This is a genomic window from Brevundimonas sp. 357 (assembly GCF_003938605.1).
GTDB lineage: Bacteria > Pseudomonadota > Alphaproteobacteria > Caulobacterales > Caulobacteraceae > Brevundimonas.
Window position 1 is genome coordinate 147,993 of record NZ_RHWX01000003.1, and the last position, 22,163, is coordinate 170,155.

A 22,163-nucleotide genomic window follows, 5' to 3' on the forward strand; every position below is an offset into this window, starting at 1 on the left:
ACGGCGTTTTTCCGTAGCATTTTTGGCGCACAACCTGCCTTGGCAAGCTGAGCCGCAACAGAAAAAACGACCCGATTGGGCCGTATTCAATCCCTATCACTGGATCATAAATTCAGATTTGCCGCATAAACAACGCTTCTGTTGTAGGGCTGGGCCGAATTTCTACATTTCGAAGATGGTGATCGGTTTTGGTGATTGGTGTGAATTTTATTCCGTCGTTTGGATAATATCCGAAACTTCTGTCTTCGATGCAGTGCTAGCGAATTGGGGAGCGGCTGAGGGGCCGGGCAAACGCTTGCAGGGCCGATGGCCCTCGATCTTGGGAGGGATTGCGGCTTGCGGACGATGTTTGGGGAAAAGTCTGTCTTCAAGGGCGCCGGCGCGGCGTGTGCGGTTGCGCTGCTGCTTGCGACGGGGACGCCGAACGCGGTGTCGGCTCAGGCTCAAGCGCAGGCGGCGTCGGCGCGGGCCACGCTGAACCCGGCTCCGCCGAGACGCGCCGACGAGGGCTATGGTCCCTATCCGCTGATGGTGGTGCGCGGCGCCATGCTGATCGACGGCACGGGCGCCCCGCCCATGGGGCCGGTCGACATCGTCATCGAGAACGACAAGATCACCGACATTATCCAGGCGGGCTGGCCGGGCCTGCCCGAGCGTGAGGGCCGCCCGCCGCTGAACGCCGCGCATGAGATCGACGCGCGCGGCATGTACGTCATGCCCGGCTTCGTCGACGCCCATGCCCATGGCGGCAGCCCGCAGAAGGCGCCGGATCTGGAGTACGTGTACAAGCTGTGGCTGGCGCACGGCGTGACGACCGTGCGCGGCGTCAGCCTGGCGCCGCACGACATCGCCGTGTCGGAAAAGGCCCGTTCGGCGCGCGGCGAGATCGTCGCGCCGCGTATCTACAACTACCAGACCCTGGGCTCGGGCTGGTCGCGCGGCCGTATCCGCAACCCGGAAATGGCGCGCGAGTGGGTGCGCTGGGGCGCGGCCAACGGCGTGGACGGGATCAAATTCTTCCTGCGCGGCGACGAGACGCCCGAGGTGGTCCTGGCCGCCATCGACGAGGCGAAGAAGAACCACATGGGCACGGTCGCCCACATCGCCCAGCCGGGCGTGGCCCAGTTGAACGCCGAGCAACTGGCGGCGGCGGGTCTGGGGACCATCACCCACTTTTACGGCCACTTCGAGTCGCTGTTGGGCGGGCGGACGATCCAGGACTATCCGACCGACTACAACTTCTACGACGAGCAGAAGCGCTTCGGCGAGGCGGCCGAAATCTGGGACGAGGTCGAGCCGGGTTCGGCGCAATGGTACGCCTATCTGGAAGCGCAGAAGAAGGCGGGGGTCGTCTTCGATCCGACGATGACCATCTATGCAGCGTCGCGCGATCTGATGCGGGCGCGCAATGCGCCCTGGCACCAGACCTATACGCTTCCGGCGCTGGCGGACTATTTCCAGTCCACGCGCGATAACCACGGCAGCTATTTCTTCGACTGGACGACGTCGAACGAGGTGGCGTGGCGCCGCTTCTACGAACGGTTCATGCGGCTGGTGAACGACTACAAGAAGGTCGGCGGCCGGGTGACGGTGGGCTCGGACTCGGGCTTCATCTGGAAGCTGTACGGCTTCGGCTACATCGAGGAGTTGGAGCTGCTGCAGGAGGCGGGCTTCCACCCGCTGGAGATCGTGCGCGCCGCGACGATGGACGGGGCGACGACCCTGGCCGAGCCGACCGGAAAGGCGCCGACCTTCGGCGTCGTGCGGCCGGGCATGAGCGCGGATCTGGTCATCACGACCGAAAATCCGCTGGCGAATTTCAAGACCTTGTACGGCACCGGACATGAGCGCCTGAGCCCCGAGAACCGCATCGAGACGGTCGGCGGCGTGCGTTGGACGGTGGCGCGTGGGGTCGCCTACGACGCGCCGGCCTTGTTGGCCGACGTGCGGGCGATGGTCGATCGGCAAAAAGCCGAACGAGGGGAGGCGCAAGGAGGGCGCTGATCCGCAACAGACGACGCAGGCGAGGTCGAATGGGGACGGCGCGCCTGTGATTCAGATCAGAAAAACGAGGGGTGATCCAATGAGACTGTCTGCGTACCTGAAGACCGGCACGATGATCGCCGGTCTGGCCGTCACGGCCGCCGCCGCCCAGCCCGCCCGGGCGCAATCCGAAGTCCCGGCCCCGGAACCGGAAGCCAGCGCCGTCGCCGACATCGTGGTGACCGGCTCGCGCATCCGGCGTCCGAACGTCGAGGCGTCGACCCCGGTCAACGTCGTCGACGCTCAGGAAATCGAGAACATCGGCGTCACCAACCTGATCGACGCCATGGCCCGCCAGCCGCAGGTCGGCCTCGGCAGTTCGGCGTCCAGCACGACCAATACGGTCGCGGGCCAGGGCCTGGCGACGCTGAACCTGCGCAATCTGGGCTCCAGCCGAACGCTGGTCCTGGTCAACGGCCGTCGTCACGTGGCCGGGTCCAGCGGCACCAGCGCCGTGGACGTCAACACCATCTCCAAGACCACCATCGCCCGCGTCGATACGGTGACGGGGGGCTCGTCGGCGGTGTACGGCGCCGACGCCGTGGCCGGGGTGGTCAACTTCATCACCAAGCAGGACTTCGACGGTATCGCCGCGCAGGCCCAGTACGGTTCGGCCGACGGCCCGAACACCTATTACGGCTCGATCGCAGTGGGGCGGAACTTCAACGACGGCCGCACCAACATCATGGCCGCCGCCACCTACGACCAGACTGAGGGTCTGTACCGCCACGAACGCGATTACGCGATGAGCGGCCTGGCCTACATCCCGAACCCGAACAAGAAGAGCCCGGACGACGGCTTGCCGTCCTTCATCATGGCGCGGGACGTTTATACCAACATCACCAACGACAGCTTCACGCCGGTGATCGTCACTCCGATCGGCGGCAATGCGGCCTACAGCCTGACCTTCACGCCCGATGGCAAGCTGGTTCCCTTCGATCGCGGCCAGGTGGTGGTCGATGGCGCGGGGCGCCCGCAGAAGGTCTCGATCGGCGGCGACGGATTCAAGTTCCGCGAAGACGCCCTGCGTACTCCGGTCGAGCGCTACGGCGGCGAGCTGCAGCTGCGCCACCAGTTCCAGCCGTCGGGCGATTTCATCAGCGAGCTGAACCTGTTCGCCGAGGGCAAGTATTTCCACACCGAGGCGACCAGCCAGCGCGAGAACGGCACCTTCGCCGGCGACGTGGACGGCAGCAAGTTGGTGACGGGCAACGCCTATCGCATTGAGGCTGACAACGCCTTCCTGCCCAGCGATCTGAGGGCCATGCTGACCGCCGCCGGGGTCGCGCGCTTTGACATTACCCGCAACGACCGCGACTTCGGCATCCGCACCTATGAGAGCGTGTACGACACCACCCGCTTCGTGACCGGGATCGACGGAGCCTTCAGCAATGGCTGGCGGTTCGAAGCCTACGTCAACTACGGCCAGACCGAGTCGCAGTTCACCAACTTCGATCGACTGCAAAAGGAGTTCTACGAGTCGATCGATGCGATCAATCTGAACGGTCAGATCGTCTGTCGCAGCGAAGATGCGCGGGCCCGGGGCTGTCAGCCGCTGAACCTGTTCGGGGCCGGAATCGCCTCGCAGGAGGCGATCGACTACTCCTATATCTACACCGTCCGGGACGACGTGACGCGCCAGTGGAACGCGGTGGCCAGCGTCAACGGGGAGCTGTTCTCCTATCCGTCGCTGTTCAGCGGGACCAGCCTGCCGGTCGCCTTTGCGGCGGGCGTCGAGTGGCGCAAGGAATACGCTCGTTCAGTGCCGGACGAACGTTCGCAGAAGGGGCTGATCTTCCAGAACGCCCAGCAGATCACTGAAGGGCGCTATGAGTCCAAGGAGATCTTCGGCGAGATCAACCTGCCGCTGCTGGCCGATGTCCCGTTCGTGCAGTACCTGGATCTGACGGCGGCCTATCGCTACCAGGACTACACCACCACGGGCGGCGACAGCAGCTATGGCCTGGGTCTGGAATGGACGGTCAACCGCGACATCCGCTTCCGCGGCAACTACGCCAAGGCGGTGCGCTCGCCCAACATCAACGAACTGTTCGGCGGCGGCAGCGAAGGCTACAGCCAAATCGAGGATCCCTGCGACGCGACGCGACTGAACCTGGGCAACGCGTCGGCCAATCGCAAGGCGAACTGCGCGGCGCTGGGGCTGAGCCCGAACTTCGTACAGTCGACCGCGACACGGCCTGTGGTCAGTCAAGGCAACCCCGATCTGAACCCGGAAGAGGGCGAGACCCTGACGATGGGCGTGGTGCTGACGCCGTCGTTCCTGCCGGGCTTGGCCCTGACGATCGACCGCTATGAGATCGAGATCAGCGACGTGATCGCCTCGCTGGGCTGGCGCAACATCATCAACAACTGTGTCGACAGCCCGAGCCTGAGCAACCCGTTCTGCGCTAGCGTATCGCGGGGTTCGGACGGCAACATCACCCGCGTTCTGAACCAGGTTCTGAATGTGGCCGAGTACACCAACTCGGGCTGGGACGTGACCGCGTCCTATCGCACCGACCTGGCTAAGCTGGGGCTGCCGGACTATGGCTCGCTGTCATTCAATGCGGCGGCCGGCTTCCTGGACGAGCTGACCTACGACCCGGTTCCGGGCGACGCCAGCGTGCGGGACGAGCAGGCGGGCGAACTGCCCAATCCCAAGCGTCGCATGAACTTCCGCGTCACCTGGGACTATGATCGGGTCGCGCTGTCTTACGCCAACCAGTATCTGGGCAGCATGGTCCGCAGCAACCAGGATCCGGCGGGCGCCTATGAGCCCTACAAGGCGCCGTCGTGGATCACTCATGACCTGCGCGCTGAATATCGCTTCGACAAGTATTCGATCTTCGCGGGGGTGAACAACTTCACCAATGAAGAACCGCCGCAGACGCCGTTTACCTGGACCGGCACCTCACTGAACACCGGATTCAACGGAAGCATCTACAACAACCTGGGCCGCTATGCCTACATTGGCGTGAACGCCCGGTTCTGATCCGAATAGGGAAGCCGTCCGGTCACGGGCGGCTTCTCGCTCTGGGCGGCCTGCGGGCGTCCGCATGATCTATTGGGGGAGAATGCAGTTGAAGACCCTGACCGCGTACAGCGCCATCGCCGCCGCCGTGGGCGTGATGGCTTTCGCCGCCCTGCCGACGACGGCCGTCGCCTCGGCGCCCGCGTCGGCTTCGGCGACGAGCGCCGCCGCCGTGGACGCCCAGTTCCGCGCCATCGCTGAAGAGGAATACGCCTGGCGTCAGAAGGAGATGCCGTCGCGCGCCTCCAAGCCGTCCAACCTGCCGGACGTCAGCGCCGCGACCCAGCAGCGTCGCCTGGCCTATTGGACCGATATCCAGAACCGCCTGAACGCCATCTCCCTGGATCAACTGTCGCCGTCCGAGCGCACCAACTACGCGGTCTATAGGCATCAGATCGACAACTACGTCGATGACGGGCGGCATCGCCTGTACGAGATGCCCTTCAATTCTGACAGTTCCTTCTGGTCGTCGATCTCGGGCATGGCCAACCAGACCTTCACTTCGGTGGAGGACTATGAACGCTATCTGTCGCAACTGCGCGACACGCCGCGCTACTTCGATCAGCAGATCGTCAACATGCGGGCTGGTCTGGCGCGCGGCTTCACCCAGCCCAAGGCCTCCCTGGTCGGGCGGGACGTGTCGATCCTGGCGGTGACGGAACCGGCCGATCCGCAGGCCAATCCCTTCTACAAGCCCTTCATCGACATGCCGCAGTCGGTCTCTGAGGCGGAGCGGCAGCGTCTTCGCGCCGCCGCCGTCCAGGTGATCCAGCAGCAGGTCGTGCCGGCGCACCGCACCTTGCTGAGCTTCATCCGCGATGAATATGTGCCGGGCGCGCGAGATACCCTGGGAGCCAACCGCCTGCCGAACGGCGACGACTTCTATCAGACGCAAATCCGCCAATACACGAGCGTCAACCTGACGCCGGATCAGATCCATCAGATTGGCCGCGCCGAAGTCGCGCGCATCCGCGCCGAGATGGAAGCGGTGATGCGCAGCACGGGCTACACGGGTGATTTTGCGCAGTTCATCACCTTCCTGAAGACCGATCCTCAATTCCAGTATGAAAAGCCCGAGCATTTGCTGTGGCACGGCGCCTGGGTGATCAAGAAGGTCGACGGCAAGATGGGGCAGTACTTCAACCTGAAGCCCCGCGACACCTTCAGTCTGGTGCCGGTGCCGGACGCCATCGCACCCTTCTATACTGCTGGGCGGGGCGGTAACGGGACGTGTCTGCTGAACACCTATGACCTGCCGTCGCGACCGCGCTACAATATCCCGGCGTTGACGGTGCACGAGTGCAATCCCGGCCACGCCTGGCATGGCGTCCTGCGTCGCGAGCACGCCAAGCTGCCGGAGTGGCGCTCGCAGGCGGGCATCTCGGCCTTTGGCGAGGGGTGGGCCCTGTACACTGAAAAGCTGGCTGTCGAGATGGGCATCTACGAAGACGCCTATGAGGACTTCGGCCGCCTGAATTACGAGATGTGGCGAGCGGCGCGGCTGGTGATCGACACCGGCCTGCATTCCAAGGGCTGGACCCGCGATCAGGCGATTGCTTTCCTGAGCGAGAATACGGCCCTGTCTGATCATGAAGTCGGGACGGAGATCGACCGCTACATCACCTGGCCGGGGCAGGCTTTGGCTTACAAGCTGGGCGAGATCGAGATCGTGCGTCTGCGTCGTCAGGCGGAGGCGGAGCTGGGGGCGGATTTCGACATCAAGGCCTTCCATGATCACCTGTTGGCCCTGGGCGTCGCCACCATTCCGGCCATGACCGCCGAGATGGAAGCCTTCATCGCCGAGAGCAAGCAGGCCGCCGCCGCCGCTCGCCGAGCAGAGTAAGGCGCGAGGACGCGCAAGAGGCGTTGTTTTCGACCGGTGGTTTTCCTCCCAGGTCGCCGGTCCCGCCGCCTGCTGATCCATTGCGGATCGGCAGGCGGTTTGACACAGTTCGGAGTAGGTAAATGCGTAAGGGGGAGCCGCGCATGAGCGCAGCGGATTACAAGTTGGACGATGCGGATCGCCGCATTCTGAGGGTGCTGCAACAGGACGGGCGGATCACCAATCAGGATCTGGCGTCGGCATGCAATATGTCGGCGTCATCCTGCTTCGAGCGGGTGCGGCGCCTGCGCGAACGAGGGGTGATCATCGGCTATACGGCGTTGATTGACCCGAAGTTCGCCGAGCGGGAACTGTTGATCTTCATCGAGGTGCTGCTTGACCGCACGACCTCGGACATTTTCGATCAGTTCGCCGATCGCATCCGCCGCTCGCCCGAGGTGCTGGAGTGCCATATGGTGGCTGGCGGTTTCGACTATCTGGTCAAGGTGCGGATGAAGGACATGGCCGCCTATCGCGTCTTCCTGGCCGATACCCTGATCACCATGCCGGGCGTGCGCGAAACCCGCACCTATGCGGTGATGGAAGAGGTGAAGGACACTTCGGTCCTGCCGTTGTAAGCAAGGATTGGCGGAGGCGGCGCTGAACCGCCTCCGCAACAGATTCACCAGTAACCGCCGGGGCAACTGCCGACCGCCTCTAGCGTGTAATAGGCCGAGGTGGTCCCGTGAACCGGCGCCGCAACGACGCGCCCGTTGGAGCAGCGGTCGATATACCAGCCCACCTGAACTGTCAGCGTGGCGTCGCTGTAGAAGGTGCGATGGTACATGATGCCGGGGGACTGCGCCCCGGCTCCGGCGGACAGTAATGACGTCGCCGCTGCGACGGTCGCCAGAAGCACGGCTCTACGAATCTTACGCAAACGCATCGGTTCTCTCCTGCCAGTGGGTGGCGATGTCATCTCCACCGTTAACGACACAAGAGTCAATGACCGACGTTATGCGATGATGTCGGGCAGGATCTGATCCTGCAGCTTCACGATGTCGTCGCGCAGAGCCAGTTTCTTGCGCTTCAGGCGAGCGATCATGAGTTGGTCGGGCGCGGGCAGAAGCGCCAGGGCCTCGATGGAGGCGTCCAGGTCCGCGTGCTCCTGCAACAGCAGGGAGAGCTGCGCGCGCAGCGCCTTGTCTTCTTCGGACAGGTAAGGTTCGTCGTCGTTCATCGTCAGGCCCCGCAGCGGTGACGTTATAGCCGAGCTGGCGTCAGGCCGGAAGCAGGTCGGCCAGGGTTCGCAGCGCTGGGCGAGGCACCACGCGGTCCCACAGGCGGGCGGCGGCGGCCATGGCGTCGATGGGCGGGTGCGGCGTCCCGGCAGGTTCCGGAGACAGGGCCTGCAGGCTCTCCAGAAGATAGCGCTCGGCGGCCAGTTCGATGGCCTTCACCTGGTCGCGCACGGCCAGGCGGGCGTCGGTCTCAAGGTCTGGCACGGGCGTCTTCAGCGTGCGGCGCACGGCGCGCAGGGGGGCGATGGTCGTGGATTGCCAGGCGCGAGCGGTGTCGCAGGCGGCCTCGATGGTTTCTTCGTCCGGGCGGCGGCCCGTGGCGGCGGTCCAGGCGGCCCACAGCAGCAGGGGCGCGTTCTGCTCGTGATAGTCCTGCAGCGACAGGCAGGCGTCAGCCACGCCCGGCGCGGCGTAGGCGGCGCAGGCCCAGGTCCACAGATCGTCGCTCATGCCTCGGCTCCGCCCTTCAGGCCTTCCCAGCGGCGCACGGCGGACCAGTCCAGGCCGAAGACGTCCAGCGCCCGCCCGACCGATTGGTCGATCATCTGCTCCAGGCTGTCGGGCCTGGCGTAGAAGGCGGGCAGGGGCGGGGCGATGACGGCGCCCATCTCGGCCAGGGCGGTCATGGTGCGCAGGTGGCCCAGGTGCAGCGGCGTTTCGCGCACCATCAGCACCAGGGGGCGGCGCTCCTTCAGCGTTACATCGGCGGCGCGGGTCAGCAGGGTCGAGGTCACGCCGGTGGCGATCTCGCTCATCGTCCGCACCGAACAGGGGGCGACAATCATGCCGAGCGTGCGGAAGGAGCCGGAGGAGATGGTGGCCCCGACATCGTTCAGCCGATGCACCACATCCGCCTTGGCCGTCAGGTCGTCAGGGCTGAGATCGGTCTCCTGCGACAACGTGAGCAGGGCGGCGCGGGTGACGACCAGGTGGCTCTCGACCCCCAGTTCGCGCAGGGCGTCCAGCACGCGCGCGCCATAGACGACGCCCGAAGCGCCAGAGATTCCAACGACTAGCCGAAGGGGCGCCGGCGCCCGAACGGTCGTGTTCACAACATCGGCCAAATTCGCCTCCAACCTGTCCGTGTCCGGAACGGCGCGGGGTCACTGCAATGTGATTCCACACCCCGTCGAACCGGGCGCTCAGTGTAGTGGTCCCTTAGACATGGAGGCGCAAGCCATGACCATCGAGGCTCGTATTCGCGAACTGGGTAATCGGCATCGGTCGCTGGATGACACTATCCAGCAGGAGATGCGACGCCCCACCGCGGACCCGACACACCTCAGGGAGCTGAAGCAGCGAAAACTGCGACTTAAGGAAGAGATCAACAGTCTGGAAGCCCGAAGCCACTGACGGTTTCCCACCTGAAATGACGACGGCCCCGGAAGAGCGATCTTCCGGGGCCGTTTTGTCTCTAGCCGCTGTCTGGGATCAGTCGCGCGAGCCGAACACCGACTCGGCGGTGGGTTCGGCGCCCAGGCCGTATTCTTCCTCGGGCTCTTCCACGGCGACTTCCGGTTCCGCCTCGGGCTCGATGGGTTGCAGGACGCCGTTCTTGGCGTCGTCCTTGGCCTTCTTGTCGGCGGCCTTGCGCACCACTTCGTCCAGCTGCAGCTGGCCGGTCAGGCCCAGCGTCACCGGGTCGACGGGCTTGATGTTGGCCGAGTTCCAGTGGGTGCGGTTGCGCACGCTCTCGATGGTGGCCTTGGTGGTGCCCAGCAGCTTGGCGATCTGGGCGTCGGTCACTTCCGGGTGGTTGCGGACGAACCACATGATGGCGTCCGGGCGGTCCTGACGACGCGAGACCGGCGTGTATTTCGGGCCCGACTTGGCGGGCTTCAGCAGTTCGGCGTGGCGGCTGACCACGGCCTTCATGCGGTAGTTCTCGTCGTTCTGGGCCTTGTCCAGCTCTTCGCGGGTCAGTTGGCCGTTGACGATGGGGTCGGCGCCGCGGATGTCGCGCGCCACGTCGCCGTCGGCGATGCCGCGCACCTCAAGCGGGTGCAGGCCGCAGAAGTCGGCGATCTGCTCGAACGAGAGCGAGGTGTTGTCCACCAGCCAGACCGCGGTGGCCTTGGGCATCAGGATGTCGGTCATGGGCATGGATCCCGGCGGTTGCGGCCCGAAAAACGGGCGTTTGAATCGACGGCGCCCGACCTTTTCGGCCGGGCGCGAGAAGGCCTTTATAGGTGATCTCGGTCGAAATGAAAACGTCGTCTGTCGTTGTCATACAGCGAAGGTTCATCTGTCGTGATGAACATAGGGGGCCAGGGCGCGTTGTGCGCCGAGAGAAACCTCGAAGGAGACCGTGTCATGAAGAAGTTCGTGATTGCAGCGGCGGGATTGGCCATGACGGCGGGGGGCTTCTCCGCCATAAACGTGAGCACGGCGGAGGCGCAGGTGATGCAGCGTGGCGCGCCGCGTGGGTCGTATGCGCAGAGCTGCTCCGGGTCGTATGTCAATCAGGGGCGCCTCTACGCCGATTGCCGCGATATGCGGGGCAATATGCGTGAGACCTCGATTGAGCTGGCGCGCTGCTCCAGCGAGGAAATCATCAACCGCGACGGGCGTCTGGTCTGCGGCCGCTTCCAGGGCGATTTCGAGAACGGCGGCCGTCCCGGCCGTCCGGGCGGCGGCTGGGATGACGGTCGTCCGGGGCGTCCCGGCGGCGGTTGGGATGATGGCCGTCCCGGCAACGGCGGCTGGAGCCGGTCTTCGATCACCGTTTATCGCGACGCCGATTACCGCGGTCAGTCGATGAGTTTCCGTAGCGAGGTGCCGAACCTGCGCAGCGTCGGCATGAATGACGCGATCAGCTCGATCCGCCTGTCGCGCGGAACCTGGGAAGTCTGCGAGGACGCCAACTATCGCGGCCGTTGCGAGATTGTCAGCGGCGACATGCGTAACCTGGGGAATACGGGCATGAACGACCGGATTTCGTCTCTGCGCCCGGCGCGCGGCGGCGGTCGCTGGTAAAGCGCCGGCCTGTTCGGAAGGCGAGGGCGGGAGGCTGCGGCTTCCCGCCCTTTTCTTTTAGGGCAGCAGCACGACTTTGCCGACGTGGGCGCCCGCTTCCAGGTGCGCATGGGCGGCGGCGGCTTCGGCCAGGGGGAAGGTCGCCTCGACCTGAGCCTTGACGGCGCCGGACCTGACCCAAGGCCAGGCCGTCGCCTCGACGGCGGCGGCCAGGCGGGCCTTTTCGTCGGCCGGGCGGCTGCGCAGGGTCGAGCCGGTCAGGATGATCCGCTTCAGCATGATCCGCATCAGATCGACCTCGGCCTTGGCTCCGGTCAGGGTGGCGATCACCACCCAGCGTCCGCCGGGCTTCAGGGCGTTGAGGTTCAGCTCGGCATAGGCCGCGCCGACCATGTCCAGCACCACGTCGGCGCCGCCCGCCTCCTGGATGGCGGCGGCCAGATCGTGTTCGGTCGCGTTCAGGCTGACGTCGGCGCCCAGGACGCGGGCGGCCTCGGCCTTGGCGGCGCCGCGCGAGGTGGCGATGACGCGGGCGCCGGCCGCCTTGGCCATCTGTATGGCCATGACGCCGATGCCGCTGGTGGCGCCGTGGATCAGCAGGGTCTCGCCCGCCTTCAGCCCGCCGCCCTCGAAGACGTTGGCGAAGACCGTGAAGGCGGTCTCGGGCAGGGCGGCGGCCTGGGTGAAGTCGAGGCCGTCGGGAATCGGCAGGGCGTGGCGGGCGTCGACCACGGCGTACTCTGCGTAGCCGCCGCCGCCCAGCAGGGCGCAGACCCGGTCGCCGACGGCCCAGCGCGTCACGCCTTCGCCCACGACGTCGACTTCGCCCGCGACCTCCAGTCCCAGAATGTCCGAGGCGCCCGGCGGCGGCGGATAGCGCCCCTCGCGCTGAACGATGTCGGGGCGGTTCACGCCGGCCGCCCGCACGCGGATACGGATCTCGCCGGGCCCAGGCGCGGGCAGGGGGCGTGTCGCCAGGCGCAGGGCGTCGGCGGGGCCGCGTCCGTTCTCGATCTCTATGGCCTTCATGGCGACGGACATGGCGGCGCTCCCTTGGCTTGCATTCCGGTTCAATGCGGCGTTCACATAGGAGGTCATGCTCGGAATGGCTAAGGAGGCGAGGATGAGTTTCGAAGATCTGGAGCCCCGGCCGCAGCGCGGCGAGGCCCTCTCCGCTCTGGGGCGCGAAGACCTGGACCTCTACGCCGTGGACGAACTGCAGGAGCGGATCGCCGCCCTGGAGGCCGAGATCGCGCGATCCCGCGCGGCGATCGACGGCAAGTCCTCGCAGCGCAGCGCGGCCGACGCGCTGTTCAACTTCCGCTGAGGGGCGGACGGTTGGGGACGGTTTCGACGGCCCTCTCCCGCAGAATCAGCTTCCGTGGCATGACGATTGCACCCAGCGGATGCATGAGATGCATGGATAGACGCCCGTGACAGCCATCGAAGCCGATCTGACCCCGGCGCGCCTCGCCGGCGCCGAAGTGCTGGACTTCGCACGCTCGGAGCTGTTCGAGCGCACCTTCCGCGAAGGCATGGAACTGGTCGAGGAGACCGCCGCCTATCTGGATGGCGACGGACGGCAGGATTCCCGCCTGCTGTCGCGCGCAGCCGCCCTGTCCTATGCGGGCGAGAGTATGAAGCTGACCACGCGGCTGATGCAGATCGCCTCGTGGCTGCTGGTCCAGCGCGCCGTGCGCGAGCAGGACATGAGCGCCGAGGCGGCGGGCGACCCCCGCTATCGCCTGGCCGATCGCCGCATGGACGCCGAGCCGCGTCGCGGCGACCTGCCGATCGCCCTGATCGAATACGCCGTGCGGGCGGAGAAGCTGTACGACCGTGTGCTGCATCTGGACCGCCAGATGTATGTCGAGCCCGCCGAGGCGCCCGCCAACCCCGTCCTGAACCAGATGGACCTGCTGCGCGCCGCTTTCGGCTGAGTTTCTCCTCCCCATGAAAGCGGGGAGGAGAAGGCAGGGCGTCTTACGGCGTCACTTCATCCGGATCGATCGGCGCGTCGGCGATGACCTGGGGCAGGTTGACGGCGATGCCCAGGGCGTCGGCCAGCTTGGCGTCGCGCTTATAGACGTCCTCACGGAAGGCGACGCGGCCCTGACCGTCGACGAAGGCGGTCCAGTACAGCAGGCGCACGCCGATGTTGCGACCGGTGGTCACGCGCTTGGTCTCGCCGCTGGCCTGGGCCGTGTCGAACAGGGCCAGACGCTCGGGATCGGGCGACAGCAGCAGACGGGCGAAGCCGATGGCGTCCTGCACCCGCACGCAGCCGTGGCTGCGCTGGCGCACCGACAGGTTGAAGGCGTGCTTGGCCGGGGTGTCGTGCAGGAAGATGGCGTAGCTGTCCTGCAGCTCGAACTTCACATTGCCCAGCGATGACTTCGGACCGGCGCGTTGCACCACCCAGCCGTCGGCGTTGACGTACATGTCGTTCGCGGCCAGGTAGCCGGGGCCCTTGGGCAGGATTTCGCGACGCGCGATGCCCATGGGCACGGTCCACGGCGGGTTGGCCACGACCGAGGCGAAGGGCTTTTCAAGGCTGGGGGTCTGGTTGGCGGCGGTGCCGACGACCACGCGGTTGGAGTGAACAGGCTTGCCGTCCTTCCAGTAGACCATGATGGCGGCGGCGGTATTGACCTCGATCCGCTCGGGATTCAGGTCGCGCTTCAGCCAGCGACGGCGCTCCAGGTTCAGGGCGATCTGACGGGCGCGATCCTCGGCGGTGGCGGTCAGCGAGCGCTGGGTGGCGCCGCCGATGCGGCCGTCGGCGCCCAGGCCGTGGCGGGTCTGGAAGCTGCGGACCGCCTGCTCGAGGTCCGGGCCGTAGGACAGGTTGCCCTTCAGTCGTTCGGCGGCGGCGGCGCTCAGGTCGCCTTCAGCGGCCAGGCGGGCGGTCAGGGCCGGGATGCGCGGGTCGCTGGTCCCCGGCTCGATGGTGCCGCCGATACGGAAGGCGGGCCAGCCGCCCTGGCGGGCGATGCGGCGATAGCGGGCGTAACCGGCCGACAGATTGGTGTAGCCCAGGTCCGTCGGGGGCAGGGCGTCGAACCACTGGCTCAGCTTGTTGGCGGCCACGGCGTCGACCAGGCCGCGCGGCAGGTCGACGCTGTTCTTCTGCATCTCCCACAGCTCTTCGACCGTCTCGGGCCGGACGCGGCCCTCGCTCAGCACCCTGGCGTAGGCCAGGGCGGCGGCGGTGGTGCGGATTTCAGCCGTCTCGCGGTCGGCGGCCAGGCCGACGAAGTCGAAGAAGTCCCCGGCGGGCAGGCCGTGGCGCTCGGCCCCGGCGGCGACCTCCTGCAGCAGGCGAAGGCGGTCAGCGGTCCAGATCGGCTTGCCGCCGGTCAGTTGATAGACGGCGCGGACATCGGCCTGCTGGGCCGCGGGCAGGCGACCGGCCTGGGCGTCGAAGCCGGCGATGAAGATCTGAGGGTCCGTGGTGCGCGTCTGGGCCAGCGCCCCGTTCGCGGCTGCCAGCGTCAGGCTCGTCGTGGCGACGCCAAGGCCCAATTCCCGTCGGTTCATCGTCTGTAACTCTTGTGGTCCGATATCGGCCCGGACCCAACGTCCACGCCCCGAGTAATCGAACGCGCCCATGTTAACGGTGTTCCGGGCAACAAAAAAGCGCCGGTCCTGGGACCGGCGCTTTTGTGGCGAACTTGTCGCACCAAGCGTGACTTACTTCTTGATGAAGCCGCCGAACTTGTTGTTGAAGCGCGAGACGCGGCCGCCGCGGTCCATCAGGTGCTGGTTGCCGCCGGTCCAGGCCGGGTGAGACGTCGGATCGATGTCCAGGTTCAGCGTGGCGCCTTCCTTCCCGTAGGTCGAACGGGTCTGGTAGGTGGTGCCGTCGGTCATCACAACAGTGATGAAGTGGTAGTCGGGGTGCGTGTCCGCTTTCATCGATCTTGTCCGTCTCTGCGCGACGACGATGCCGACCGTCACTGCGCGTAAATAGAGAATCCCGCCGCAGAGCGCGACGGGAGCGAGGGGCGGCGTTTACACCGGGGGGCGTTCCGGGGCAAGAGCGCGACCATGACCCAAGCTGAACCTCAACGTCATTCCCAGCCGACCGGCCGCCCCGGCGCCGGCGCCGTTCTGGCCGAACAGATGGACGAGGCGGGCGGCAAGCGCGCCAAGAGCCGCAACATCCGCCCCCTGGGACGGCTGCTGCCCTTCCTGGGGCGGCACAAGATGGACGCGGCCATTGCCACGGTCTGGCTGATCGGATCGACGGTCGCCTCCTTGGCGCTGACGGCGACGGCGCGCGGCGCCATCGACCAGGGGTTCGAGAACGGCGGCGCCAATATCGACAAGTGGTTCCTGATCCTGGGCCTCAACGCCGTGATCCTGGGGCTGGCTACGGCGCTGCGCTATTTCTACGTCACCAAGACGGGCGAGCGGATGATCGCCGATCTGCGCACGGCGCTGTTCCAGCGCATCCTGACGCTGGACCCGGTCTTCTTCGCCCATATGCGCACGGGCGAGGTGCTGTCGCGCCTGACCACGGACATCCAGTTGGTGGATACGCTGCTGACCACTTCTATCAGCTATGCGCTGCGCAACTTCCTGACCCTGATCGGCGGGGTGATCCTGCTGTTCTTCGTCAGTCCCAAGTTGACGGGGTTTGTGCTGCTGATCGTGCCGGTGCTGATCGTGCCCCTGTTCCTGTTCGGCCGGGTGGTGCGCCGCCTGACGGTGCAGTCGCAGGACACATTCGCCGGGGCAGTGGGCTTTGCGGGCGAAAGCGTCGACGCCATCGAGACGGTGCAGGCCTTCGGTCGTGAAAAGAGCGCCATCGGCCGCTTCGGCGCGGCGGTGGAGGAGGCGTTCGGCGTCTCGCTGAAGCGGATGCGGGCGCGCGGCGTGATGACGGCCATGATCATCATGGTGATGTTCGGCGGCGTGACCCTGGTGCTGTGGCTGGGGGCGCAGGACGTGATCGCCGGGACCATGACGCCGGGCGCCCTGCTGCAATTCGTGCTGCTGTCGGTGTTCGCGGCGGGCGCGGTCGGCGCCTTGGGCGAAAGCTGGGGCGACGTCCAGAAGGCCGCCGGGGCCATGGAGCGGATCGACGAACTGATGCGGGCGACCCCCGCCATCGCCCCGCCCGCCAGCCCGGTCGCCCTGCCTCAGCCGCCGCGCGGCGAGGTGTCGATGTCGGCGGTGGACTTCGCCTATCCGGGCCGCCCCGACCTGCCGGCGCTGAAGGGCTTCAGCCTGACCGTGCGGCCGGGCGAGACGGTGGCTCTGGTCGGGCCGTCGGGGGCGGGCAAGTCGACGGTCTTCCGCTTGCTGCTGCGCTTCTATGACCCGCAGTCGGGCCTGGTGTCGGTGGACGGCGTGGACGTGCGCGCGGCCGATCCGGTCGATGTGCGCAACCGCTTCGCCTGGGTGTCGCAGGAGGCGCCGCTGTTCTCGGGCTCGGCGCTGGAGAATATCCGCTTCGGCCGCGAGGCCGCGACGCTGGACGAAGCCCGCGCGGTCGCCGCCGAGGCGCAGGCGCTGGGCTTCATCGACGCCCTGCCGGAAGGTTTCGACACGCCTCTGGGCGAGCGCGGCAAGAGCCTGTCGGGCGGCCAGCGTCAGCGTCTGGCCATCGCGCGGGCCTTGGTGCGCGAGGCGCCGATCCTGCTGCTGGACGAGGCGACCAGCGCGCTCGACGCCGAGAACGAGCGTCTGGTGCAGGCCGCGCTGGATCAGGCGATGGAGGCGCGCACCACCCTGGTCATCGCCCACCGCCTGGCGACCGTGCTGCGCGCCGACCGCATCGTGGTGATGGACGGCGGCCAGGTGGTCGAGGAAGGCACGCACGCCGAACTCTCGGCCAAGGGCGGGCTGTATGCGCGTCTGGCGAAGCTGCAGTTTCAGGGGACGTGACGCCAACCCTCTCCCATCGGGAGAGGGGCTAGCGTGCGTTGACGGCGCTGGCGGGAAAATCGCTGAACACGGCGTCGACGCCCAGCGCGTAGACGGCTTTCAGCCAGCCTGCCAGATCGCCGTGGTCGGCCGGTGCTTCGCCGATACGGTATTGGGCGGGCAGGAAAAGGTTCTCCGCTCGGAAGGTCCAGACCACGACCTTCAAGCCGGCCGCATGGGCGTCCTTCGTCAGGGGCGACACCTCCAGCGCACGGCCCGCATCGTCGCGGGGAACGACCATCAAATCCTGCACCCCGACCGCCTCGGCGTAGCGGGCGATCTCCGCGAGGCCCTGTGCCGTCGCCATTTCGGCATAGGTCGCGCCGGGCCGGTCGGCGGGGCCGCCGCCCGCCTGCATCAGTTGCAGCAGCGGCGCGTCGATGCGCGCCTTCAACCGCTCCAGCGTCCCGACCTCGAAGCACTGAATCAGGATGGGGGCGTCGGCGCCGGTCAGGTCGTGGCGCTCCAGCGCGGCGACGAAGGCGTCCTCCATCGGCAGGCCGAGGGCGGCGAAATGGCTGGGGTGTTTCAGTTCGGGCGCGACGCCGATGACGCGGCCGGTGCGGGCGCTGGCCTCACGCGCGATCTCGACCACGTCGTCGAAGGTCAGGATCGGCTCCTGACCGTCATAGGCGGCCGAGGCGGGGCGCAGGGCGGGCAGGCGCTCGCGGGCGCGCAGGGTCTTTAACTCGGCCAGGGTGAAGTCTTCGGTGAACCAGCCGGTGATGGGAACGCCGTCCACGTCGCGGGTGGTGCGGCGCGCAGCGAACTCCGGACGGTCGGCGACGTTGGTGGTCTCGCTGATCTCGTTCTCGTGGCGGACGACCAGATGGCCGTCGCGGGTCATGACCAGATCCGGTTCGATGAAGTCCGCGCCCTGTTCGATGGCCAGATCATAGGCGGCGCGGGTGTGCTCAGGGCGCTCGCCCGAGGCGCCGCGATGGGCGATGACGGTCGGCTTGGCGGAGGGAGCGGGCATGGCCGGTTGGCTCGACGACAGGAGGACTGCGGTCAGGATGGCGGCGATCATGCGCGAAGGGTAGGGGGCGGACGTGACAGGCGCGTGATCACGCGACCCTCTCCCATCGGGAGAGGGTTGTATGTCTTACGCCTCGCGCAGGATCTTGCGCAGCTTGGCCTGGATTTCCGGGTTGCCGGCGACGATCTGCTTGCCGCTCATGGGGTCGCCGTCCTGATCGATGGTGGTGACGACGCCGCCGGCCTCGGTGACCAGCAGGATGCCTGCCGCCACGTCCCACGGTTGCAGGTTGCGCTCGAAATAGGCGTCGTAGCGGCCTGCGGCGACCCAGGCGAAGTCCAGCGAGGCCGCGCCCAGGCGACGGATGCCTGCGACCCGCTGGCCGACGGCGTGGATGTCCTTGATGGCCTGGCCGTGGCCGGTCTTGCCGATGAAGGGCAGGCCCGTGGCGATCAGGCACTCGGCCATGTCGGCGCGTCCGGCGATGCGGATGCGGGTGTCGTTCAGGTAGCAGCCCTTGCCCTTTTCGGCCCAGAACATCTCGTTCATGACCGGGTTGTAGGTGACGCAGGCCACGATCTCGGACGTGCCGTCGGGATGCTTGCGCTCCAGGCCCACCGTGATGGCGAAGTGGGGCATGGCGTGCATGAAGTTGGTGGTGCCGTCGATCGGATCGACGATCCAGGTGTGGGTCTTGTCGGTGCCCTCGACCATGCCGCGCTCTTCGCCCAGGAAGCCGTAGCCGGGGCGGGCCTTCAGCAGCAGTTCGAACAGGGTCTGCTCGGCCTTGACGTCGGCGGCGGTGACGAAGTCCCCGGGGCCCTTGCGGGACACCTGCAACTGGGACACCTCGCCGAAATCCCGGAGCATCGGGCGGGCGGTCTTGCGGACGGCGTCCATCATGACCTGGAGCAGGGCGGAAGCGAGGGCCATAGGCGGTTCTCCTGATCCGTCGATCCTCAAAAGCCTGCGGCCCGGATGGACGGAGAAGCAAAAGGGGCGCGGACCATCCGCGCCCCTGTAGTCTTTACAGCGCCCGGCCTTGGCCGGGAATGACGGCGTTTGTTAGTCCGCGCGGCGGACGTATTCGCCGGTCGAGGTGTCGACGATAATCTTCTCGCCCGTCGACATGAAGGGGGGGATCATGACGCGGATGCCGTTCGAGGCCTTGGCGGGCTTGTAGGACGACGAGGCGGTCTGGCCCTTCACGGTCGGCTCGGTCTCGACGACTTCCAGAACGACCTGTTCCGGCAGTTCCAGGCCGATCGGACGCTCTTCGTGCGATTCAATAACGACCTTCATGCCTTCCTGCAGGTAGGGGATGCGGTCTTCGCCGACCCAGCCCTTTTGCAGTTCGATCTGCTCATAGGACTCGTCGTCCATGAAGACGAGGGTTTCGCCGTTGTCGAACAGATAGGAGTAGTCGCGCTGTTCCAGCGTGACGCGCTCGACCTTGTCTTCCGAGCGGAAGCGTTCGTTCAGCTTGTTGCCGGTTTCGAGGTTCTTGGCCTCGACGTTGGCGAAGGCGCCGCCCTTGCCGGGCTTGACGTGGCTGGCCTTGGTGACGACCCACAGGCCGCCGTTGTGTTGCAGGACCATGCCGGGCTTGATGGTGTTGGCGTTGATTTTCATGAGAACCGTAGGGCTCGTTGCTGGGGGGCGGCAGGCGCCGACCGCCAGGGCGTGGCGCGCCAAATCGCGGCGAGCCCTAGAGGATCAAGCGAAAAAGGGCAATGGCGCTGCTCGGCGACCCGCGGATTCAGGCGGCGTCGTCCAGGCCGCGTTCCGCCTGATTAGCCAGGCGCACCCCCATGCCCGTTGGGGCTGCCAGCTTGCCTGCGCCGGGATCCAGCTTGCGCGCCTCATGGGCGAAGGCGGCGGCCAGACCGGCTGAGGACATGGCGGCCAGAATCTGGGTCCAGCGTCCAGTAGGCCGCGCCGCCAGCCAGACGGCGTTGACCGCCTGGGCGACAGCCCACAGACCCATTGCAGTGTTGCGGCCGGGACGGGCGGGGGCGTTCCACACGCGCAGGGCCGACAGGGTGGTGGCCGAGAAGACGGCGGGCAGGATCAGACTGAACGGTCCGCGCGGCCGCTCGGTGATCGGACCCTCGCGTTTTCGGGCGCCGGTCAGGCCGCGTGTCTGCGGGGGAACGGCGCGGGTCGCCACAGCCGTCGCCGCCAGGGCGAAGCCGACGGTCAGCGCGGCGCCCAGGGCGACGTGCCGCCAGTCGCGGCCTTCGGCGTTGAGAAAATCCGCTGCGTGGTCGCGGGCGGCGTCGAGGGCGTCGTCCATGCTGCTCATGCAGCCAAGAACAACCGGGCGCGGCGGACGTTCCCGCCCTCCGACGCCGCGCCCGGTCTTCGGATCAGTTCCCGGTGGCGGCGCCGTCGGTGGTGATTTCCTTCATGGCCGACTGCAGATAGTTCTGCGCGCCCATCAGCTTGATCAGGCTGTGTTGGTTCTCGAGGAAGTCGATGTGCTCCTCGGTGTCGGCCAGGATTTTCAGCAGCAGGTCGCGGCTGACGTAGTCGCGGGCTTCCTCGCACTGGGTCAGGGCGTCGCGGGTGGCGGCGCGGCTGTCGATTTCCAGCTGCAGGTCGGCGCCCAGGCATTCGATGGGGTCTTCGCCGACCTTCAGCTTGTGCAGATCCTGCAGGTTGGGCAGGCCGTCCAGGAAGAGGATGCGCTTGATCAGCATGTCGGCGTGCTTCATCTCGCCGATCGATTCTTCGTAGATGACGTTGCCGAGATGGGTCAGACCCCAGCTCTCGAACATGCGGGCGTGCAGGAAGTACTGGTTCACCGCCGTCAGTTCGTTGGTCAGCACCGCATTGAGGGTGCGGATGATCGCGGGATCGCCCTTCATGGTCGTCGTCCTTGTTCAGCGGCGGCGAAAGCGACGTCGGCGCGACGACAGGGCCTCTCGGCCGCCCGTAAGGATTTCATAGCACGGCTGAAACGCCGTGGATTATTTGCGAGTTTTTATCACTGCATTGATAATGCGAGTGAAATCCGCTTTCAAAAAGCGGCGGCTCTTGCGCTAGGCTCTACTCGGCCGCGATGGCGAAGGCGGCCTGGGTTTCCTGGATCATCTGACGCATTTCGCACACGCATTTGGCGCACTGGGGCGCGCACTGGTGGCTGGCGAAGATGTCCTTCGGACGGTTGGCGCCCGCCTCGATGGCGAGGGCGACGTCACGCTGGCGAAGACCGTTACAGTTGCAGACGTACAAGGCGGGGCACCCGGAACACTGAGAATGGCTCGCTATAGCATTTATTAAGGCGGGTGCAAATCATTCGCATGCACATGCGACATTGACGACGGCGACGACGACGGGCAGGGCTCGGTCATGGCTCGTCAACCGCAAATTCCCGCCCGCCCGGCCTGCCGGCTGTACCTGATCACGCCGGTCGCCATCCCGGACCTGGAGGCCTTCGTCGCAGAGCTGGAGACCGCCCTGTCGGCCGGGGACTGCGCCGCCTTGCAGATCCGTCTGAAGGAGGCCTCGGACGAGGCGATCCGCGCCGCGGTCGCCCGGCTGAAGCCGATCTGCCAGGCGCACGACGTGGCTCTGATCCTGAATGATCGGCCGGATCTGGCGCGCGCCACGGGCTGCGACGGGGTGCATGTGGGCCAGGAGGACGCCTCCCTGGCCGAGGCGCGACGCATCATGGGGCCGGACGCCATGATCGGCGTCACCTGCCACGACAGCCGCCACCTGGCGATGGAGGCGGCCGAGGGCGGGGCCGACTACGTCGCCTTCGGCGCCTTCTTCCCGACCGAAACCAAGGACGTCGTTCATCACGCCGAGCCCGACATCCTGACCATCTGGCAGGAGACGATGGAGGTTCCCTGCGTGGCCATCGGCGGCGTTACGGCCGAAAACGCAGCCGGCCTGGCGGCGGCGGGCGCGGACTTCGTGGCCGTCAGCGCCGGGGTCTGGGCGCATCCCGACGGCCCGGCGGCGGCGATGCGCGCTTTCGACGAGGCGCTGCGAACCTCGTATTGATCCTAGGGTCACGCTTCAGGGGATGTTTAGGAACGCGCGCGAAGATCAGGGCCTAAGACTCTA

24 protein-coding genes are annotated in these 22,163 nt (G+C 66.6%); 10 read left to right on the forward strand and 14 right to left on the reverse strand.

Features of this window, described 5'->3' with window-relative positions; genetic code table 11:
* Positions 1–345 precede the first annotated feature (345 nt).
* The 4 genes from EGK63_RS04080 (at position 346) to EGK63_RS04095 (ending at position 7,534) form a co-directional block, all read left to right on the forward strand.
* On the forward strand, positions 346–2,004 hold the full coding sequence (locus EGK63_RS04080; RefSeq protein WP_243637559.1) for an amidohydrolase family protein: 1,659 nt from the start codon (positions 346–348) through the stop codon (positions 2,002–2,004).
* A 79-nt stretch (positions 2,005–2,083) separates the two neighbouring features.
* Positions 2,084–5,035 (forward strand): TonB-dependent receptor domain-containing protein, encoded by a 2,952-nt coding sequence (locus tag EGK63_RS04085; protein WP_125900044.1) that lies wholly within the window; start codon positions 2,084–2,086, stop codon positions 5,033–5,035.
* Positions 5,036–5,117: 82 nt separating this feature from the next.
* Positions 5,118–6,917 (forward strand): DUF885 family protein, encoded by a 1,800-nt coding sequence (locus EGK63_RS04090; RefSeq protein WP_243637560.1) that lies wholly within the window; start codon positions 5,118–5,120, stop codon positions 6,915–6,917.
* Positions 6,918–7,060: 143 nt separating this feature from the next.
* Positions 7,061–7,534: an Lrp/AsnC ligand binding domain-containing protein gene (locus EGK63_RS04095; protein WP_125900046.1), complete on the forward strand. Its 474-nt coding sequence runs from the start codon at positions 7,061–7,063 to the stop codon at positions 7,532–7,534.
* Positions 7,535–7,578: 44 nt separating this feature from the next.
* Here the strand turns inward: EGK63_RS04095 and EGK63_RS04100 are convergent, their stop codons facing one another.
* The 4 genes from EGK63_RS04100 to EGK63_RS04115 all read right to left on the reverse strand — a co-directional run bounded on the left by EGK63_RS04100 (position 7,579) and on the right by EGK63_RS04115 (position 9,249).
* A complete protein-coding gene (locus EGK63_RS04100) occupies positions 7,579–7,842 on the reverse strand; it encodes a hypothetical protein (RefSeq protein ID WP_125900047.1) in 264 nt (87 codons plus the stop codon).
* 69 nt (positions 7,843–7,911) lie between these two features.
* Entirely contained in the window at positions 7,912–8,136 is a 225-nt protein-coding gene (locus tag EGK63_RS04105) for a YdcH family protein (protein ID WP_125900048.1), read from the reverse strand.
* 40 nt (positions 8,137–8,176) lie between these two features.
* Entirely contained in the window at positions 8,177–8,647 is a 471-nt protein-coding gene (locus tag EGK63_RS04110) for a TIGR02444 family protein (protein WP_125900049.1), read from the reverse strand.
* Positions 8,644–9,249 carry a UbiX family flavin prenyltransferase gene (locus EGK63_RS04115; RefSeq protein WP_125900122.1) on the reverse strand — a complete coding sequence of 202 codons (606 nt, stop codon included), beginning with the start codon at positions 9,247–9,249 and terminating at the stop codon, positions 8,644–8,646. The genes EGK63_RS04110 and EGK63_RS04115 overlap by 4 nt, the downstream gene beginning before the upstream one ends.
* Positions 9,250–9,376: 127 nt before the next feature.
* Here EGK63_RS04115 and EGK63_RS04120 point away from each other — a divergent pair, with 127 nt between their 5' ends.
* The gene (locus EGK63_RS04120; protein WP_125900050.1) at positions 9,377–9,550 is read left to right on the forward strand and encodes a YdcH family protein; all 174 of its coding nucleotides are present in this window, start codon (positions 9,377–9,379) and stop codon (positions 9,548–9,550) included.
* 78 nt (positions 9,551–9,628) lie between these two features.
* Here EGK63_RS04120 and EGK63_RS04125 read toward each other — a convergent pair whose 3' ends face one another.
* Entirely contained in the window at positions 9,629–10,294 is a 666-nt protein-coding gene (locus EGK63_RS04125) for a DUF1013 domain-containing protein (protein ID WP_125900051.1), read from the reverse strand.
* A 216-nt stretch (positions 10,295–10,510) separates the two neighbouring features.
* Here EGK63_RS04125 and EGK63_RS04130 point away from each other — a divergent pair, with 216 nt between their 5' ends.
* Positions 10,511–11,173, forward strand: coding sequence for a beta/gamma crystallin-related protein (locus EGK63_RS04130; RefSeq protein WP_125900052.1), 663 nt, complete (start codon positions 10,511–10,513; stop codon positions 11,171–11,173).
* Positions 11,174–11,230: 57 nt separating this feature from the next.
* Here the strand turns inward: EGK63_RS04130 and EGK63_RS04135 are convergent, their stop codons facing one another.
* A complete protein-coding gene (locus tag EGK63_RS04135; protein ID WP_207896335.1) occupies positions 11,231–12,214 on the reverse strand; it encodes an NAD(P)H-quinone oxidoreductase in 984 nt (327 codons plus the stop codon).
* An 82-nt stretch (positions 12,215–12,296) separates the two neighbouring features.
* Here EGK63_RS04135 and EGK63_RS04140 point away from each other — a divergent pair, with 82 nt between their 5' ends.
* Together EGK63_RS04140 and EGK63_RS04145 are read left to right on the forward strand one after the other, a co-directional pair.
* Positions 12,297–12,500, forward strand: coding sequence for a DUF1192 domain-containing protein (locus EGK63_RS04140; RefSeq protein ID WP_024353289.1), 204 nt, complete (start codon positions 12,297–12,299; stop codon positions 12,498–12,500).
* Positions 12,501–12,606: 106 nt separating this feature from the next.
* A complete protein-coding gene (locus EGK63_RS04145; protein WP_165906526.1) occupies positions 12,607–13,113 on the forward strand; it encodes a DUF1465 family protein in 507 nt (168 codons plus the stop codon).
* A 43-nt stretch (positions 13,114–13,156) separates the two neighbouring features.
* Here the strand turns inward: EGK63_RS04145 and EGK63_RS04150 are convergent, their stop codons facing one another.
* Together EGK63_RS04150 and rpmE are read right to left on the reverse strand one after the other, a co-directional pair.
* Entirely contained in the window at positions 13,157–14,713 is a 1,557-nt protein-coding gene (locus tag EGK63_RS04150; RefSeq protein ID WP_125900053.1) for a murein L,D-transpeptidase, read from the reverse strand.
* A 153-nt stretch (positions 14,714–14,866) separates the two neighbouring features.
* Positions 14,867–15,091, reverse strand: coding sequence for a 50S ribosomal protein L31 (gene rpmE, locus EGK63_RS04155; RefSeq protein ID WP_003168899.1), 225 nt, complete (start codon positions 15,089–15,091; stop codon positions 14,867–14,869).
* Between the two features lie 132 nt (positions 15,092–15,223).
* Between rpmE and EGK63_RS04160 the strand changes: the two genes are divergently transcribed.
* Positions 15,224–17,068, forward strand: coding sequence for an ABC transporter transmembrane domain-containing protein (locus EGK63_RS04160; protein ID WP_125900054.1), 1,845 nt, complete (start codon positions 15,224–15,226; stop codon positions 17,066–17,068).
* Between the two features lie 28 nt (positions 17,069–17,096).
* On the opposite strand, the gene EGK63_RS04165 is transcribed toward EGK63_RS04160, so the two are convergent.
* From EGK63_RS04165 to EGK63_RS04190, 6 genes are all read right to left on the reverse strand, one after another.
* On the reverse strand, positions 17,097–18,137 hold the full coding sequence (locus tag EGK63_RS04165) for a glycerophosphodiester phosphodiesterase (RefSeq protein ID WP_125900055.1): 1,041 nt from the start codon (positions 18,135–18,137) through the stop codon (positions 17,097–17,099).
* Positions 18,138–18,212: 75 nt separating this feature from the next.
* Complete coding sequence (locus tag EGK63_RS04170) at positions 18,213–19,019, reverse strand: inositol monophosphatase family protein (protein ID WP_125900056.1); 807 nt, start codon at positions 19,017–19,019, stop codon at positions 18,213–18,215.
* 132 nt (positions 19,020–19,151) lie between these two features.
* Positions 19,152–19,718 carry an elongation factor P gene (gene efp / locus EGK63_RS04175; RefSeq protein WP_125900057.1) on the reverse strand — a complete coding sequence of 189 codons (567 nt, stop codon included), beginning with the start codon at positions 19,716–19,718 and terminating at the stop codon, positions 19,152–19,154.
* A gap of 127 nt (positions 19,719–19,845) precedes the next feature.
* Positions 19,846–20,382, reverse strand: coding sequence for a TspO protein (locus EGK63_RS04180; protein ID WP_223850832.1), 537 nt, complete (start codon positions 20,380–20,382; stop codon positions 19,846–19,848).
* Positions 20,383–20,455: 73 nt separating this feature from the next.
* A complete protein-coding gene (gene bfr / locus EGK63_RS04185; RefSeq protein ID WP_125900058.1) occupies positions 20,456–20,956 on the reverse strand; it encodes a bacterioferritin in 501 nt (166 codons plus the stop codon).
* A gap of 181 nt (positions 20,957–21,137) precedes the next feature.
* Positions 21,138–21,323, reverse strand: coding sequence for a bacterioferritin-associated ferredoxin (locus tag EGK63_RS04190; protein WP_003165676.1), 186 nt, complete (start codon positions 21,321–21,323; stop codon positions 21,138–21,140).
* 117 nt (positions 21,324–21,440) lie between these two features.
* On the opposite strand from EGK63_RS04190, the gene thiE reads away from it, so the two are divergent.
* Positions 21,441–22,100: a thiamine phosphate synthase gene (thiE, locus tag EGK63_RS04195; RefSeq protein WP_125900059.1), complete on the forward strand. Its 660-nt coding sequence runs from the start codon at positions 21,441–21,443 to the stop codon at positions 22,098–22,100.
* Positions 22,101–22,163 lie beyond the last annotated feature (63 nt).

What these genes read in the sequence shown, in the direction of transcription:
- EGK63_RS04080 (WP_243637559.1), top strand. Translation starts at nt 346, where the DNA reads ATGTTTGGGGAAAAGTCTGTCTTCAAGGGCGCCGGCGCGGCGTGTGCG.
- EGK63_RS04085 (WP_125900044.1), top strand. Translation starts at nt 2,084, where the DNA reads ATGAGACTGTCTGCGTACCTGAAGACCGGCACGATGATCGCCGGTCTG.
- EGK63_RS04090 (WP_243637560.1), top strand. Translation starts at nt 5,118, where the DNA reads ATGCAGTTGAAGACCCTGACCGCGTACAGCGCCATCGCCGCCGCCGTG.
- EGK63_RS04095 (WP_125900046.1), top strand. Translation starts at nt 7,061, where the DNA reads ATGAGCGCAGCGGATTACAAGTTGGACGATGCGGATCGCCGCATTCTG.
- EGK63_RS04100 (WP_125900047.1), bottom strand. Translation starts at nt 7,842, where the DNA reads ATGCGTTTGCGTAAGATTCGTAGAGCCGTGCTTCTGGCGACCGTCGCA.
- EGK63_RS04105 (WP_125900048.1), bottom strand. Translation starts at nt 8,136, where the DNA reads ATGAACGACGACGAACCTTACCTGTCCGAAGAAGACAAGGCGCTGCGC.
- EGK63_RS04110 (WP_125900049.1), bottom strand. Translation starts at nt 8,647, where the DNA reads ATGAGCGACGATCTGTGGACCTGGGCCTGCGCCGCCTACGCCGCGCCG.
- EGK63_RS04120 (WP_125900050.1), top strand. Translation starts at nt 9,377, where the DNA reads ATGACCATCGAGGCTCGTATTCGCGAACTGGGTAATCGGCATCGGTCG.
- EGK63_RS04125 (WP_125900051.1), bottom strand. Translation starts at nt 10,294, where the DNA reads ATGACCGACATCCTGATGCCCAAGGCCACCGCGGTCTGGCTGGTGGAC.
- EGK63_RS04130 (WP_125900052.1), top strand. Translation starts at nt 10,511, where the DNA reads ATGAAGAAGTTCGTGATTGCAGCGGCGGGATTGGCCATGACGGCGGGG.
- EGK63_RS04135 (WP_207896335.1), bottom strand. Translation starts at nt 12,214, where the DNA reads ATGTCCGTCGCCATGAAGGCCATAGAGATCGAGAACGGACGCGGCCCC.
- EGK63_RS04140 (WP_024353289.1), top strand. Translation starts at nt 12,297, where the DNA reads ATGAGTTTCGAAGATCTGGAGCCCCGGCCGCAGCGCGGCGAGGCCCTC.
- EGK63_RS04150 (WP_125900053.1), bottom strand. Translation starts at nt 14,713, where the DNA reads ATGAACCGACGGGAATTGGGCCTTGGCGTCGCCACGACGAGCCTGACG.
- rpmE (WP_003168899.1), bottom strand. Translation starts at nt 15,091, where the DNA reads ATGAAAGCGGACACGCACCCCGACTACCACTTCATCACTGTTGTGATG.
- EGK63_RS04160 (WP_125900054.1), top strand. Translation starts at nt 15,224, where the DNA reads ATGACCCAAGCTGAACCTCAACGTCATTCCCAGCCGACCGGCCGCCCC.
- EGK63_RS04165 (WP_125900055.1), bottom strand. Translation starts at nt 18,137, where the DNA reads ATGATCGCCGCCATCCTGACCGCAGTCCTCCTGTCGTCGAGCCAACCG.
- EGK63_RS04170 (WP_125900056.1), bottom strand. Translation starts at nt 19,019, where the DNA reads ATGGCCCTCGCTTCCGCCCTGCTCCAGGTCATGATGGACGCCGTCCGC.
- efp (WP_125900057.1), bottom strand. Translation starts at nt 19,718, where the DNA reads ATGAAAATCAACGCCAACACCATCAAGCCCGGCATGGTCCTGCAACAC.
- EGK63_RS04180 (WP_223850832.1), bottom strand. Translation starts at nt 20,382, where the DNA reads ATGGACGACGCCCTCGACGCCGCCCGCGACCACGCAGCGGATTTTCTC.
- bfr (WP_125900058.1), bottom strand. Translation starts at nt 20,956, where the DNA reads ATGAAGGGCGATCCCGCGATCATCCGCACCCTCAATGCGGTGCTGACC.
- thiE (WP_125900059.1), top strand. Translation starts at nt 21,441, where the DNA reads ATGGCTCGTCAACCGCAAATTCCCGCCCGCCCGGCCTGCCGGCTGTAC.